At 59.3% G+C, this 14,917-nt stretch carries 14 protein-coding genes; 2 read left to right on the top strand and 12 right to left on the bottom strand.

The genetic code is table 11. The features are described 5' to 3' along the window. Positions 1-36: 36 nt before the first annotated feature. Both QP752_RS04115 and QP752_RS04110 read right to left on the bottom strand, forming a co-directional pair. Positions 37-990 carry a nucleoside hydrolase gene (locus tag QP752_RS04115; protein WP_284804575.1) on the bottom strand — a complete coding sequence of 318 codons (954 nt, stop codon included), beginning with the start codon at positions 988-990 and terminating at the stop codon, positions 37-39. A 38-nt stretch (positions 991-1,028) separates the two neighbouring features. Then, positions 1,029-2,021 (bottom strand): bifunctional riboflavin kinase/FAD synthetase, encoded by a 993-nt coding sequence (locus tag QP752_RS04110; RefSeq protein WP_284804573.1) that lies wholly within the window; start codon positions 2,019-2,021, stop codon positions 1,029-1,031. Positions 2,022-2,051: 30 nt separating this feature from the next. On the opposite strand from QP752_RS04110, the gene truB reads away from it, so the two are divergent. Continuing rightward, positions 2,052-2,945, top strand: coding sequence for a tRNA pseudouridine(55) synthase TruB (truB, locus tag QP752_RS04105; RefSeq protein WP_284804571.1), 894 nt, complete (start codon positions 2,052-2,054; stop codon positions 2,943-2,945). A gap of 31 nt (positions 2,946-2,976) precedes the next feature. Here truB and QP752_RS04100 read toward each other — a convergent pair whose 3' ends face one another. From QP752_RS04100 to rimP, 9 genes are all read right to left on the bottom strand, one after another. After that, positions 2,977-3,630, bottom strand: a complete 654-nt coding sequence (locus tag QP752_RS04100; RefSeq protein WP_070362309.1) for a 4'-phosphopantetheinyl transferase — start codon at positions 3,628-3,630, stop codon at positions 2,977-2,979. Further along, on the bottom strand, positions 3,630-4,433 hold the full coding sequence (locus tag QP752_RS04095) for a metallophosphoesterase (protein WP_070362308.1): 804 nt from the start codon (positions 4,431-4,433) through the stop codon (positions 3,630-3,632). Before QP752_RS04095 ends, QP752_RS04100 begins: the two co-directional genes overlap by 1 nt. Before the next feature lie 7 nt (positions 4,434-4,440). Continuing rightward, positions 4,441-5,754 carry an MATE family efflux transporter gene (locus QP752_RS04090; protein ID WP_284804567.1) on the bottom strand — a complete coding sequence of 438 codons (1,314 nt, stop codon included), beginning with the start codon at positions 5,752-5,754 and terminating at the stop codon, positions 4,441-4,443. 12 nt (positions 5,755-5,766) lie between these two features. Further along, positions 5,767-6,753, bottom strand: coding sequence for a bifunctional oligoribonuclease/PAP phosphatase NrnA (locus tag QP752_RS04085; RefSeq protein WP_070362306.1), 987 nt, complete (start codon positions 6,751-6,753; stop codon positions 5,767-5,769). A gap of 5 nt (positions 6,754-6,758) precedes the next feature. Next, positions 6,759-7,193, bottom strand: coding sequence for a 30S ribosome-binding factor RbfA (rbfA, locus tag QP752_RS04080; protein ID WP_284804564.1), 435 nt, complete (start codon positions 7,191-7,193; stop codon positions 6,759-6,761). A gap of 136 nt (positions 7,194-7,329) precedes the next feature. Then, complete coding sequence (gene infB, locus QP752_RS04075) at positions 7,330-10,089, bottom strand: translation initiation factor IF-2 (protein ID WP_284804563.1); 2,760 nt, start codon at positions 10,087-10,089, stop codon at positions 7,330-7,332. Positions 10,090-10,195: 106 nt separating this feature from the next. Beyond that, positions 10,196-10,510, bottom strand: a complete 315-nt coding sequence (locus QP752_RS04070) for a YlxR family protein (RefSeq protein ID WP_256005092.1) — start codon at positions 10,508-10,510, stop codon at positions 10,196-10,198. Between the two features lie 155 nt (positions 10,511-10,665). Next, the gene (gene nusA, locus QP752_RS04065; protein WP_070478894.1) at positions 10,666-11,670 is read right to left on the bottom strand and encodes a transcription termination factor NusA; all 1,005 of its coding nucleotides are present in this window, start codon (positions 11,668-11,670) and stop codon (positions 10,666-10,668) included. A 19-nt stretch (positions 11,671-11,689) separates the two neighbouring features. Further along, positions 11,690-12,241: a ribosome maturation factor RimP gene (rimP, locus tag QP752_RS04060; protein WP_070362302.1), complete on the bottom strand. Its 552-nt coding sequence runs from the start codon at positions 12,239-12,241 to the stop codon at positions 11,690-11,692. Positions 12,242-12,283: 42 nt separating this feature from the next. Between rimP and QP752_RS04055 the strand changes: the two genes are divergently transcribed. After that, positions 12,284-13,099: a DUF4439 domain-containing protein gene (locus QP752_RS04055; RefSeq protein WP_084028568.1), complete on the top strand. Its 816-nt coding sequence runs from the start codon at positions 12,284-12,286 to the stop codon at positions 13,097-13,099. Between the two features lie 20 nt (positions 13,100-13,119). Here the strand turns inward: QP752_RS04055 and QP752_RS04050 are convergent, their stop codons facing one another. After that, positions 13,120-14,901: a proline--tRNA ligase gene (locus QP752_RS04050; protein WP_284804557.1), complete on the bottom strand. Its 1,782-nt coding sequence runs from the start codon at positions 14,899-14,901 to the stop codon at positions 13,120-13,122. Positions 14,902-14,917: the final 16 nt, after the last annotated feature.

Raw genomic sequence — 14,917 nt, 5'->3', positions numbered from 1 at the left:
AACCACAGTCTCAACTCGCACAAAGCCTGGACTACTTTAGCTGCTGCGCGCCCGGTTGGTCAAACGTGTCATGAACTCATCGAGGAATCGATCAACGTCGACACCAACTGCAACCTGACTCGTCTTCTTCGGGTCATTCAGACGCTCCGGGTCCCCGATCGTTCGTCCACGAGTTGGCTCTTCGAGGTCCGTGCGCAGGTTTATACCAATGCAGTCAACCAGGCTGGGATCTATCGCAACTGCTACCGCCAACGGGTCATGCAGCCCGCACCCACCAAGATGCGGCGAAGTTGTTTCATATGCCTTGATGTAAAAGTCAGTCGCCTTTGCCAAGAAGTTGCCTTGAGACGTGCCCAACTCCTTCCACACCGCGGTTTCCTTCGACGTCAACAACGTCTGTAAAGTGACATCGAGCCCGATCATGGTGAGGTTCTGCGCCCTGCGCATCACAAAGTCAGCAGCTTCGGGGTCCTGATTGATGTTCGCCTCAGTGCACGTATTGACGTTTCCCGGCACGGTCAGCGCACCGCCCATCATCACAATCCTGGCACTGTCTGCAAAGTCTTTATCGGCTTCCATGGCAGCTGCGACCGTCGTCAGAGGCCCGACAGGAACAACCACTAACTCGTCGCCGTAGCGGTGGAACGCGTCGACCATGAAGTCCACCGCGGAGGCTTCCTCGACAGCGCGATGGGCATCCGGAAGTTGCGCCTCCCCTATACCGTTTACGCCGTGAATGAACTGCGAAATTTCCAACACTTCAAAGCTGTCCTTGGCACGAGCATGCGTCGGGCCAGCGAACACGGGAATATCGGTGCGCCCGAATAGCTCGAGAATCGCGAGACTGTTGCGAACGCTATCAGCCACCGTGACGTTTCCATATGTCGATGTCACGCCGACAAGTTCCACTTCAGGTGAAGCCATAGCATATGCCAACGCCAACGCGTCGTCGATACCGGTGTCTACGTCGAGAATCATCTTGATGGTCACAGCAAAAACCTTTCAAGCAACACAGATCAGCAACGGCTTTATTCTACGGAATCAGCAACAGGCTCGCTTAAGAGTTCGCGGGTCCGGGAAACGTCCCGAGCCATGTGCTCCAGAAGCTCGTCAACGGAATCGAACTTGACCATGTCGCGAACCTTCGCCACAAATTCGACGCGGGCCATCCGATCGTAGAGGTCAGCATCTCTATCAAGCACGTAGGACTCGACACTGCGCCGCTTGTCACCGAACGTCGGATTAGTGCCGACTGAAATCGCAGCCGGGTAGCGCTTTCCCGGAACCATGTTCCCGCCGATGGGGGCATCGTCGATAATTGTGAGCCACCCCGCGTACACCCCATCTTTCGGGAGGGCAGAAACATCAGCAACATACTGATTCGCGGTCGGGTAACCGAGCTCGCGACCTCCTCGCCCAGCACCCCGCTCGATCGGACCCACGACGGAGAACGGCCTGCCCATGTAGTCCTTAGCCACGCTGATGTTGCCCTGTGCGAGCTCGTCCCGAATCGCCGTTGAACAAATTCTTGTCGCGCCCTCTTTCAGCAGGCGGACTACCGTCACATCAACACCATTCTGCTCACCGAGCTGCACCATCGTCTGCGACGTGCCGGAAGCATCTCGTCCGAACGTGAAATTCTCGCCCACAAAGACGTGACGAGCATGCAAGGTGCCCATCACTACTTTGTCGAAATAGTCTTGTGCACTCTCCCCCGCAAGCTCTTTGCGGAAATCGATAACGATCAGCGCGTCCACGCCAAGCTCAGCGATCAGCCGCGCCCGCTCCTCGAGTGGCATCAGCGCCGTGGGCGCGGCTTCCGGACGAAATACTGCTACCGGGTGCGGCTCAAATGTCATCACCACGCATGGCACCTGGAGACGCTTCGCCTCATCAACAGCTGCTTTGATCAGCATCTGGTGACCGCGGTGGACCCCGTCAAAGACCCCTATCGTCAGCACGGTGCCGTCAAGGGCACCAAACGATTCCGGTACAGCATTAAGACCGTGCAAAATATCCACGTGCAATAGCGTACGGCATACTAAAGAGCTATGAGTGATCCCCTCGCTACATCTGGAATTGTTGTCATCGATAAGCCACAAGGTCTCACAAGCCACGACGTGGTCGCACGCCTTCGCCGTGCTTTCGGGACCCGCAAAGTTGGTCATGCCGGCACCTTGGATCCGATGGCGACTGGAGTACTGGTTGTCGGTATCGAGCGTGGCACAAAGCTCCTCGCCCACCTCGTCGCGGAAACCAAGACGTACGAGGCAACCATTCGGCTCGGTGCCGCCACCACGACGGATGACGCCGAGGGCGAGGTCGTCAGCACCTCCCCCACCGATGCAGTCACTGACGCCGACATTATCGACGCCATCGACAGCTTCCGCGGCGATATCATGCAGCGTCCCTCAAGCGTGTCCGCAATCAAAATCGACGGCAAGCGCGCACATCAGCTCGTCCGCGAAGGACACGATGTCGAGATCCCAGCCCGACCAGTAACAATTCATGAGTACAGCATTTTGGGCATCGCTCGCGTCGATACCTGGATTGACGTCGATGTCCGTGTGCACTGCTCCTCGGGGACGTACATTCGCGCGCTCGCACGCGATCTAGGTGAGACCCTACACACCGGCGGGCACCTGACTGCGCTTCGCCGAACCACAGTCGGGCTCTTTAACCTCGAGCACGCATTGGAGCTGGAAGACATCCAGGCTCACCCGCGCTTCAGCCTCACCCTCGACGAAGCCTGCGCTACCTGTTGGCCGGTACTGCCCGTCACCAACGATGAATACGACGCCCTCGCTATGGGCAAATGGCTCGAACCTCGCGGACTTTCGGGTGTACACGCTGCACAACGTGACGACGGCCGCGTCGTCGCCCTTGTGAAAGAATCCAAGAAGCGTCTTGCCACGGTGTTTGTCGCGCGCCCATCCACGCTGTAGTCAGCGCTAACGCCGTTTTTCGCGTTTGTCGCTACAACAGAAACGCAGAAGTGATGACGTAGCCAGCCCGGTGCACCCAGCGCCCCTCAAAGAACGGAGCGGGCGTCGGCCGCTCGAGAATGTACGAAACAAATGTTCCGTTCGGCCGGATATAGATTTCCGCCTGATCGAATTCCAACATCTTTCGCGCCAACGGGAACCAACACTTATATGTGGCCTCTTTCGCGCAGAACAGCAGCCGATCAGCCCAGAAGCAGCCCTCTGCCCGAAGTGCGTCCAACATCTCAAGCTCGGTTGGGCACGCGATTTGGGGCAATACGCCTTCCGGAAGTGGCTCCGCCAGCTCAGCATCAATACCGATAGAGCGCACCTTGTTGAGTGGCGCAACGACCGCCGCACGAAAACCATCCGTATGCGTCAAGGAGCCGCACACGCCGTCGGGCCACAACGGCATCCCAGCTTCGCCCCGCATGATGCGGTGAGGACCTTCGACCCCTAGTTCGTCGAGGGCGCGGTGCGCACACCAACGGGCATCGCCGAACTCCCCTTTCCGGATATCGACGGCTCCGCGGACAACGCCTTTCTCCTGCTCGTCGAGATTATCGTAATTGCGGAGATTATGGCCGTCATCGGTTCGAAGAGAGACGAACCGCGCAGAGGGAGGGAATAATGACAGATCGCGCACTAGCGGTTCACCTCCCAGACTGGGTACGGCCAACGATGTTCCTCTGGCCAGCGCTGCCACTCCCTGGGGTACCCCAACGACACTTCAATATGCGGAATGCCGTCTACATGTACGGTCCCCGGGATATGAAGGTGTCCGTAGACTACGGCCTGTGCGTGGAACCGCTTAGGCCAACTGCGCGTGTGCCGGGTCCCGCACCACATGGCAATGTCCCCGTAGAACAGGCGGTGCGTTGGCTCCTTTACCAGTGGCCAGTGGTTGACCAAGATCGTCTTACCGTGCACGCGAGAAAGGCGCTTCGTTGTGTACGCCAAGCGCTCCCAGCACCACGCACGAGTATCTACAAATGGGCGGATAGCAAACTCGTCCGTCATCAGAATGTTGTTGTCGCGAGCTTTCTTCAGCGCGGCGTCGACACTTAAATGCTGAGGGCGAAACGAGTAGTCGTACAGAGTAAACAGTGGCGCCACCGTAATGCCGTGGAATACCGGGTACGGGTCCTCAGGCGTTACAACGCCGAGTTCTCGCATTGCCTGGACTAGCGCAACGTACTTATCACGGCCTCTGTAGCGTGATCGCTCGCTAGAGAACAGCTCGTGGTTTCCAGGGGCCCAGATGACTTTCTCAAACCGTTGAGCGAGTACACCCATCACGTTGACGATTAGCTCAAATTTCTCTGCTACATCGCCCGCGACAATCAGCCAATCCCCCTCATGCCGCGGTTGAATGAGGTCGATCTTGGCCTGATTCGCCTTTACTGCAGCATGCAGGTCGCTGACCGCCCACAGTGTCGGACCTAGCATGACGTACTCACTCCTCTACCCCGGTGCGCGCCCACTTCATCGAACGGAACCGCCACAGCACTCCCACCAGACGCAACACGACTGAGACAAAATAGCCGGCCCACACACCCGCGAGACCCCACCCCAGCCACATGGACAACAACGTCAAAGGCAAAAATCCACCGAGCATTGCGCCAATCGAAAGGTTGCGCAGGAAGACAGCGTCACTCGCTCCAAGCAGCACCCCGTCGAGCGCAAACACCGCACCCCCCACAACGATCATCGCCACCAACCACCGCCAAGGGACGGTCAGCGCGTCTGCCATGCCAGGATCATGCGTAAAAATCGACTGGATTGGCCCATCGAACACTAGAAAAACCGCAGCGAGCACAACCGCAAACACCGTAGCGTAGCGCGTAACAGCTGCACCTGTCCTTCTTGCGCGCTCCACGTTTCCCTGCCCAAGTGCAGCCCCTGTAAGCGTCTGAGCTGCAATTGCGAGCGAGTCCAGCACGAGGCTCAGGAAGTTCCACAACTGCAGCAACACCTGGTGCGCGGCCAATGCGAAGACACCAAAACGACCAGCGACTGCGGTAGCGGCGAGCAACGAAATCTGAAAGGAGGCGGAGCGCAAAATCAAGTCACGTCCAAGCACCAACTGATGGGCAATGACATTCCACTGTGGGCGCCAAACAGCGCCCTCTCCTCGATGTTCCTTTACAAGCGCCCCAACGAATAGTGAAGCGGTAATTCCCATTCCTATTACGTTGGCCACAGCAGAGCCCACCAGCCCAAAGTGGTCAACAAGCAACGGCAATAGAACCGCCCCGGGTACAAGACCGCACAGCGTCAACACAAACGGTAGCCTGGTGTTTTGCACTCCTCGCATCCAACCATTACCTGCCATAATCAGCAGCGTCAGCGGAATAGCGACCGCCGCGACATGCATCCACTGCGCCGCGTCAGCAGACGTTTCCGCATTCTGAGTCAACGCGAACGCGATGGGTTCGGCGAACAGCCAAATAATCGACGCCAATCCGAGGCCCACGAGTATTGCCACCCACGAAGCCTGGACGCCTTCCGCGACCGCATCAGCACGCCGACCTGCGCCGTAAAGACGCGAGCTACGCGCGGTAGTGCCGTAGGAAAGAAACGTCAGCTGCGTGGTCACCGTAGATTGCACCGCAGTACCAGCAGCGAGCGCCGCAAGCTCAACCGTGCCCAGCCTTCCAACCACAGCAGTATCCAGCAGCAAATACAGAGGATTCGCCGCAAGCACGCCGAGGGCCGGTAGCGCCAGGGCAAAAATGTCACGCGCCCGCACACCATGCGTATTCGTCATACAGGAGCAGCCTTACTCCGCAACGTATGCGTCATGCAATGCAGCCAGAAGCTGATCTTGTACCTGCTCTTTCGTTCCTTGCGCTGAGTACCCCGCAGCCGGGCGGTGACCACCCCCGCCGAGCGCACTTGCAACGACGGAGACATCTACCTTTGTCGAGCGCAAGGAAATCCCCCACCGCTCCGAGTGGAACTGCTTGAGTACAACCCCGACGTCACTGCCAACGAGGACACGCGCGTAATCAATTACGGCTTCAACGGCAGTTTGGCTCATCGCTTGCATCGCAGCTTCATCAATACACATGAACGAAACTGTGAGATCATCGACTTGGCGTGATTCCAAGCTTGCTAATGCACTACCCATCAAACGTAGGTCATCGGCCGTCATCTCGTCCGAAAGCTGCAGGGATATGTTCCTTGGATTGAGCCCGAATTCCAACAACTCTCCAGCAAGCGTATGCATTCTCGGGGAACCCCAACGGAAGTTACCTGTGTCGGTGACAAGCCCGGAATACAGGCAGTAGGCCAGTTCAGCATCTAACTCGACGCCGAGGTACGTGAACAGCTCCCGGATGATAGTCGTCGTCGATTCAGAATCGATAATGAGGTTCCGCGCTCCGAACCCGTCATTCGAACGGTGATGGTCAAGCACGATCACCCGCTCTTGCTGCGCCATAAGCTCAGATTGGTAGCATCCCGTTCGGTCTACCGAGGCACAATCAACCGTGACGATCAGCCCATCCGCTGGTAACGCTTCCCCATAGACGACCTCATCAACCCCCGGAATAGAGCGCAGGTTATTTGCGTGCGGGAATGGCTGGCCGATGTAAGCACTGGCTTCAATTCCGATCTGCCGCAATCCGCGAACAAGAGCGCACGCCGATCCAATCGCATCAGCATCGGGCTTGATATGGGCCAGCACCGCAACATTCGATGCGCTCTTGATGGCGCCAGCAACTTTGCTAAATTCGGCTTCTGCTTGGGGAAATAACAACGCCATAGTGCCTACTCTTCAATCGTCTTATACGGGTTTTCCTCACCTGCTGGCTGGGCGTTCTCTCGCAGTCGCGCCAGCTCCTCATCGCGACGACGAGCTTTTTCCAGCAGCTCTTCCATCCGCGCCGAGGACTCCGGCACCGTATCAAGCTTGAACTCAATCGTAGGGGTAAAGCGGACACTCAACTGGTCGCCAACAATCTTGCGGATCTGTCCTCGGTGACGGTACAGCGCCTCTGCAGCCTGATCGTAGTCCGGCTCGTCGTCGATATTCTTTCCGCGGACCGTGTAGTAGACAGTCGCATCATGTAGGTCGCCGGTCATCCGGACGTCCGTAATAGTCACCAATTCGAGGCGACGGTCTTTCACTTCACGCTCTATCGCCGAAGCGACGATCATTTGGATCTGCTTCGCCAGGCGCTGCGCGCGAGGGTTCTCTGACATTTCGTCTCCTTTACTTCATTGGCACTAAACCTCCGAACAGTCTACCCTGCTACGACGCAGCCCACTACTTCAAGAAAAGAAACGGCCCTGCTCACTTCGCGTTTGCGAAGGAGCAGGGCCGTTTTCTCTCTACCGTCTAGTCGCGGGGGACTTCCACCATCTCGTATGCCTCGATGATGTCGTCGACCTGGATGTCCGGGTAGGACAGCACCATGCCGCACTCGTAGCCCTTTGCAACCTCTGTTGCGTCGTCCTTCTCGCGTCGCAGCGAGTCGATGGTCGCGTCCGAGGTAACAACATTGCCGTCGCGCACGAGGCGAATCTTCGCTCCACGCTTGACCTTGCCTTCGGTAACCATGCAGCCTGCGATGAGGCCGACAGAAGACGCCTTGAAGATCTGACGGATCTCGGCCTTGCCCAGGTCCTTCTCTTCGTAGATCGGCTTCAGCATGCCCTTCAGGGCTGCCTCGACTTCCTCGATCGCCTTGTAGATCACCGAGTAGTAACGGATCTCGACGCCCTCGCTGTTGGCTTCTTCCGTGGCCTTGCCCTCAGCGCGGACATTGAATGCCACGATGACAGCGTCGGAAGCGGCCGCGAGCACGACGTTGGTCTGGGTAACAGCACCGACGCCACGGTCGATGATGTTTACCTCGACTTCGTCGTCGACCTCGATCTTGAGCAGCGCCTCCTCCAGAGCTTCCACCGAACCGGCGTTGTCGCCCTTGAGGATGAGGTTGAGCTGGCTGGTCTCCTTGAGAGCCTGATCCAGGTTCTCCAGAGAGACGCGCTTCTTGCTGCGCGCCTGCATAGCAGCGCGATGACGGGCGTCGCGCTGCGCAGCGATCTGGCGGGCAACACGGTCGTCCTCGACTACCAGGAGGTTGTCGCCTGGACCAGGAACGCCATTGAGGCCTTGTACCTGTACCGGGCGGGACGGGCCAGCCTCTTCAACGTCGTTGCCCCACTCGTCGACCATTCGGCGAACACGGCCGAAGTTGCCGCCCACAACGATGGAGTCGCCGACGCGCAACGTACCGCGCTGCACGATAACGGTGGAGACGGGGCCACGGCCACGGTCGAGGTGCGACTCGATAGCCACGCCCTGTGCATCCATGTCCGGGTTCGCCTGCAGCTCGAGAGCTGCGTCGGCGGTCAGCAAGACTGCCTCGAGCAGTTCGTCGATGCCGGTGCCCTGCTTCGCGGAGATGTCGATGAACATGGTGTCACCGCCGTACTCCTCCGGAACCAGTCCGTATTCGGTCAGCTGACCACGGATCTTCTCCGGCGAAGCCTCCGGCTTATCCACCTTGTTCACTGCAACCACGATAGGCAGATCTGCAGCCTTGGCGTGGTTGATAGCCTCAACCGTCTGTGGCATCACGCCGTCGTCAGCAGCGACAACGAGGATAGCGAGGTCGGTCGACTTCGCACCGCGGGCACGCATTGCCGTGAACGCCTCGTGACCTGGGGTATCGAGGAAGGTGATCTTACGCTCAACGCCCTCCAGCTCAACGGTGGTCTGGTACGCACCGATGCCCTGGGTAATACCGCCGGCCTCGCCGCGCCCAACGTTGGCGCGACGAATTGTATCCAGCAAGCGGGTCTTACCGTGGTCCACGTGACCCATGACAGACACCACTGGTGGGCGCTGTTCAAGGTCCTCTTCGGTGCCTTCATCCTCACCGAACTGGAGGTCGAAGGACTCGAGAAGTTCGCGGTCCTCGTCCTCAGGAGAGACGATCTTAACCTCGTAGTTAATTTCGGCACCGAGTAGCTGCAGCGTCTCCTCAGGAACCGACTGCGTTGCCGTTACCATTTCACCAAGGTTGAACAGCGCCTGCACCAGGTTCGATGCTTCGGTACCGATCTTGTCAGCGAAGTCAGCCAAGGTCGCGCCCTGACGCAGACGCACAGTCTTGCCACCGCCATCGGGAAGGCGTACGCCACCGATGACGTTTGGTGCGTGCATCTCTTCGTACTCGGCCCTCTTCTGGCCCTTCGACTTACGACGACGCCCTGGTGCGCCACCTGGACGGCCGAATGCACCAGCGGTTCCGCCGCGACGTCCACCGCGACCGCGGAAACCGCCGCCCTGTGGGCCACCCGGGCCGTGTCCACCACGGCCGCGGCCGTGCCCACGACCACCACGGTTGTCCGACCCAGCCGCCTTGCGTGGCATTTGGGTTGGCGACGGTGCCGCTGCCATATCTGCTGGGGACGGACGACGGCTACCTTGACGCTGCGCGCCAGTCCCGCGACCCTGGCCCTGGTTCTGCCCTGGGCGTGGGCCACCTTGGCCACCGCGACCAGGCTGACCACCACGGCCACCCTGTGCACCGCGACCACCCGGACGTGGAGCTGGTCGTGCCCCACCAGTGTTGGAAGAAAATGGATTGTTGGCTACCCGTGGGCGGCCACCCGGCTTCGGCATCGGCCGCGGCATACCCGACGGCTTCGGTGCTGCAGGTTTCGCTGCGGCAGGCTTTGGTGCTGCAGGTTTTGCAGCACTTGGCTTCGGTGCCGCTGGCTTTGCTGCTGCAGGCTTCGGGGCAGCTGGCTTAGCAGCGCCGGGCTTTGGAGCGGCTGGTGTGGCAGCACCGGGCTTTGGTGCTGCAGGTTTTGCAGCACTTGGCTTCGGTGCCGCAGGCTTTGCTGCTGCAGGCTTCGACGCCTTACCAGCGGGCTTCGCTGCATCCTTATCCTTCGCGGATGCTTCTTCTCCGCCACCATTCTTTTGCTCGTACAGTGCCGTCATCTTCTTGACGACGGGAGGCTCAATGGTGGAGGAAGCTGTCTTTACGAATTCGCCCTCTTCCTTCAGAGTGGCGAGTAGTTCCTTGCTTGTTACGCCGAGTCGTTTTGCGAGCTCGTGTACGCGTAGCTTTCCGGGCACGTGTCTCCTCTTAGTTGGGCTAGAGGGCGGCACCGGAAACGGCGACCGGCCTCTAGACGTTGATTATGACTTTCATCGCTGATGCTGCTTCATTGTTGCGTTCTCATCAGTGTTCGGTCTTCCTTACTTCTGTTGGGTCTTTCGCCTTTTCAGCGAGGTACTTGTGTACATGACCTACGTCCGCCGGAGCGGACAGACGGAGGGCGCGAGAGAAAGCTCTACGCTCTTCCGCCAGCTTTAATGCATCCCATGTAGGGGTTATCCACGCTCCCCGCCCAGGTAATGATCGGGTGGGATCTGCAAGAACAACACCTGGAACAGTACCGTCAGCAACAACCCGGAGCAATTCCCTATCTGGAAGTTTCCGGCCTGTGGCTATACAGGTGCGACGACGGATTGAGCGTTTGCTCGCTGAAGTCATCCACACCCTTCTTCCACATACTCGACATTGCTGAACGGCTATCGCGTGGCCAACACCACGATGGGAAAATTAGCCACGGACCAGCCTACGCCACTTTGCCAAGTTTTTATAAGCGTTGTGTGAATTCCCAACACAGAGGCCAGGATCTGGCGTCGTTAATCCGCGGCTGCGTCAGAGTGGATGTCGATCTTCCAACCGGTAAGGCGAGCAGCCAGACGTGCGTTCTGCCCCTCCTTGCCAATCGCAAGTGACAGCTGGTAGTCGGGCACGGTAACACGCGCTACTTGCGCCACTGGGTCGACGACCTCGACCTTGACAACCTTCGATGGCGCCAGTGAGTTACCAACATACGTAGCCGGATCCTCTGCCCAGTCGATGATGTCGATCTTTTCCCCGCCGAGCTCCTTCATCACGTTTGAGACGCGCGAGCCGCGCGGGCCGATGCAAGCGCCTTTCGCGTTGACACCCTTCACCGTCGCCCGTACAGCGATCTTGGAGCGGTGCCCCGCCTCACGGGCAATGCCCACGATCTCAACGGTGCCATCTGCAATTTCCGGGACCTCAAGCGCGAACAACCCGCGCACGAGCTCAGGGTGCGTGCGCGACAGGCTTACCTGCACACGACGGTCAGACTTATTGACGCCAACTACGTACGCCTTAATGCGGTCACCGTGCTTGAGCGTTTCGGAAGGGATCTTTTCTGCCGGGATGAGCAGGCCATCCTGTGGATCGGCTTCGGTTCCAAGCTGCACCACGGAGATTCCGCGTGCTTCCGCTTGCGCGTCCCGCTGCACGATGCCTGAGACAACAGTACCTTCAGCGCCGGAGTACTCCTCGTACACGCGACCAGCTTCGACGGCCAATAGCTTGCCCTTGATGGCGTCGCGCACGGCCCTCGCACCGATTCGAGAAAAGTTGACCGGGGTGGCGTCGTACTCCGAGATAATTTCGCCCTCAGCGTCGAGCTCAGAAACCATGACGGCAACGTCACCGGTTTCGGAGTCGATGTCGACGCGCGCCTTGTGGTGTTCATCCTGGGGGTGCTCCAGGTTGTCCGTGTACGCGAAGAGCAGCGCCGAGGCGATGGTCTCGAGTAGTTCGTCGAACCCAATTCCTTGCTGTGCTTCGATGTTCTTCAAGACTTGGACGTCAATATTCACTTGTCTTCCTCCGGATCCCTTACAGGGTTGCTGCTACTTCTGCTTCTTCAAACGTCGCCTCGCTGAGTTCTCGCTCAGCAGCGGGCGGCGTGTTGAACTCAATTTCTACCACCGATTTCGGCATTTCGGAAACTTCCAAGATTTGCACCGCCGGGGTCTTCTTCCCTGCCTCGATCAGCGCGACCTTCGTTTCCTCGGAGTTCATCGCACCAATGCGCCAGATAGAACTCTGACCGTTGGTGTCGTTGAGCTTCACTAGCCGCCCGCGGTTACGACGCCAGTGGCGCGGTGCTGTGAGCGGTAAGTCGACGCCTGGGGTGGTCACTTCCAGCGTGTAACCAGCACCGAATGAGAACGCTCCGACTTCTTCCTGTTCGTCGAGGAACTCCCCGATTTCGTTCGACACTACCTCGAGCTCGTCCAGCGTTGGACGCGCATCGGCATCAAGCGCGATGACAATCTGGGATTTCTTGCCAGCCTTCACTGCCTTGACGTGTTCGATGTCCATGTTGTGGCGTTGGGCCAGCGGCTCAATGAGTGTCTCTAGTTCTTGGGGAGTTGGAAAAGCCATGTGCCCACCATAGCGCGACGCAAACGTGCTAGCGTTTTCCCCGTGAAAAAATTGCTGGTTGCTGTTCTTGCGGTGCCGTTGTCGCTGACGCTTTCGTCGTGCGACCTTCTCGGTGTTGTTGGGCCCCGCCCCGACAAAGCAGTGCTTGGCCTTGCGCAACAGGCGACTGCGGATGCGCGCAGTCTTTCGGATCCAGCACTCGCTGAGCTTCGTGGCAAGCAGGCGGATGAGCTTTTTGGAGAGGTTGCGCGACTCTGCGGCAACATTGACGCGGAGTTGCCGCGCAGCTGCGAGTTTTCCACCGGTCCTGGTGAAGCCGTGGGTGTCAGCGACGATGCAGCTCTGCAAGAGTTCGTCGAGCAGTCCGTGACAGCTTCTTTGGAGAAGGTTCCAGCGCAGTCGCGAGACTTAGTTGCGGCGCAGGCCGTCGACATCATCGCGGCAATCGGCCCCGAACTCGACGCTGAGGACGTCGCCGCACTGCAAAACAAGGGCGATATCGAGCTTGCCAGTGCGGCGCTCAAAACAGAGTACGAGTTCCTCTATGGGCTGGGGCTGGCAAAGGCGTATGCGGATGCGCCGCTGCACGCGCGTATCGCCACGTTGGAGGACGCCTCCGATGAGCGCGTCGCGTTCCTGCGCACCGCACTGCGCGACGCTGACTCGATTCCAGTCGCAGCAGCTGGGTATCAACTCGCCCACGATGATGCGCTCAATGATGCAGCAGATGCCGAAGCGCTTGTCGACGCCCTCTCCGCCCAGCTCACCAATACCTGGAGGGGAACCGTATCCCAAGCCAGCTCTTCCGAGTGGAAACAACAAAGCCTTATGCTTGCCGCGCACGCGCAGCAAGCATAAGGCTCCTTGCTACTGCCGAATTAGCTTTCGGCGATGAGCTGCTGCAGCTTCGCCACAACCTCACCAGCTGGGACCTCAAGGGTCTCGCCGCCGCGGATGCGAAGCTCAACGATGCCGTCGGCGAACGAGCGACCGAGGATCACAACGAACGGCATGCCGAGCAATTCGGCATCCTTGAACTTGACGCCCGGGGACACCTTTGGGCGGTCGTCGTAAAGTACTTCGATGCCCTTGTCGCTGAGTTCCTGCACGAGTGCGTCGCCGGCTTCCATGGCTGCCTTGTCCTTGTTCGCGACGGCAACGTGTACCTGGTACGGCGCGACTGCAACTGGCCACACGAGGCCCTTCTCGTCGTGCTTCTGCTCCGCGACGACGGCCATCATGCGGGAGATGCCGATGCCGTAGGAACCCATGGTAGGGACGGCACGCTTGCCGTTCTCGTCCAGGATCTGCACATCCATTGCCTCGGTGTACTTGCGTCCGAGTTGGAAGATATGGCCCAGTTCGATGCCACGGGCAAGCTTCACTGTGCCGTTGCCGGACGGTGAGGGGTCGCCTTCCTTGATCTCGGCGGCTTCGATGAACCCGTCAACGGTGAAGTCGCGGCCGGCAACGAGGCCGACGACGTGCTTCTGAGGAGCGTCTGCACCGGTGATCCACGCGGATCCTTCCACTACGCGCGGGTCCGCGAGGACGCGCACACCGTTGGCTTGCAGTGCGCGTGGCCCGACGTAGCCCTTCACCAGGAAGTCACTCTTGGTGAAGTCCTCGTCGCTGGCCAGCTCAAACATCGCTGGTTCCAGGGAAGCTTCCAGGCGCTTTTCGTCGAGCTCGCGATCGCCCGGGATCACAACGCCGACGAGCTGCGGGCCGACCGGCTTACCGTTGTCGTCGAGCACGCGTGGGTCGTCGACCTTGATCATCATGCACTTCAGGGTGTCGGAGGCTTCGGCAGGGCGGCCGTCGATAAGCACTCCTGCTTCTTGCGCCCATTCCACGAGTGCCGCGATAGTCTCGGAAGCTGGGGTGTCGTGCTCGACAGCCTCCGGCAGCCCTTCAATCGGGCGAGGTTCAGGCGCAACCGTGGTCACTGCCTCAACGTTGGCGGCGTAATCTCCCGCGGTGGACACGGCAAAGGTGTCCTCGCCGTTCTCGGAGTACGCAAGGAACTCCTCGGATGCGGAGCCCCCCATCGCACCAGACGTGGCCTTGCAGATCTCGTAGCGGATGCCAACGCGGTTAAAGATGCGCTGGTAGGTCTCGCGATGCTTGGCGTACGAGTTGTCCAAGCCTTCGTCCGACATGTCGAAGGAGTAGGAGTCCTTCATCACGAACTCGCGGCCGCGGAGAATCCCGGCGCGTGGGCGTGCTTCGTCGCGGTACTTGGTCTGGATTTGGTAGAGCGTGACCGGGAAGTCCTTGTAGGAGGAGTACATGTCCTTGACTGCCGCGGTGAACATCTCTTCGTGGGTTGGGCCGAGCAGCATGTCGGCGCCCTTGCGGTCTTTGAGGCGGAACAGGTCGTCGCCGTATTCGGTCCAGCGATTGGTCAGCTCGTATGGTTCGCGTGGAAGAAGGGCTGGGAACAACAGCTCTTGTGCGCCCATGCTGTTCATTTCTTCACGGACGATGCCCTCGATCTTGCGCAGCGTGCGAAGCCCGAGGGGCAGCCAGCTGTAGACGCCCGGCGCGGCGCGACGGACGTAGCCTGCTCGGACGAGCAGTTTGTGGCTAGGGACTTCGGCATCGGCGGGGTCCTCGCGCAGTGTGCGCAGGAATAGCTCTGACAGGCGTGTAATCATGGGGCATATCTTAGCG

The organism is Corynebacterium sp. UMB10321, from assembly GCF_030228725.1.
Classification (GTDB): domain Bacteria; phylum Actinomycetota; class Actinomycetes; order Mycobacteriales; family Mycobacteriaceae; genus Corynebacterium; species Corynebacterium pseudogenitalium.
The sequence above is the reverse complement of the archived record's forward strand: the minus strand, read 5'-3'. Positions and strand labels throughout refer to the sequence as shown.

Bases quoted from the DNA above. Each gene is read 5' to 3' on its own strand.
- truB (WP_284804571.1), top strand. From the start codon at position 2,052: ATGAGTGATCCCCTCGCTACATCTGGAATTGTTGTCATCGATAAGCCA.
- QP752_RS04095 (WP_070362308.1), bottom strand. From the start codon at position 4,433: ATGCTAGGTCCGACACTGTGGGCGGTCAGCGACCTGCATGCTGCAGTA.
- QP752_RS04090 (WP_284804567.1), bottom strand. From the start codon at position 5,754: ATGACGAATACGCATGGTGTGCGGGCGCGTGACATTTTTGCCCTGGCG.
- QP752_RS04085 (WP_070362306.1), bottom strand. From the start codon at position 6,753: ATGGCGTTGTTATTTCCCCAAGCAGAAGCCGAATTTAGCAAAGTTGCT.
- rbfA (WP_284804564.1), bottom strand. From the start codon at position 7,193: ATGTCAGAGAACCCTCGCGCGCAGCGCCTGGCGAAGCAGATCCAAATG.
- QP752_RS04070 (WP_256005092.1), bottom strand. From the start codon at position 10,510: ATGACTTCAGCGAGCAAACGCTCAATCCGTCGTCGCACCTGTATAGCC.
- rimP (WP_070362302.1), bottom strand. From the start codon at position 12,241: ATGGCTTTTCCAACTCCCCAAGAACTAGAGACACTCATTGAGCCGCTG.
- QP752_RS04050 (WP_284804557.1), bottom strand. From the start codon at position 14,901: ATGATTACACGCCTGTCAGAGCTATTCCTGCGCACACTGCGCGAGGAC.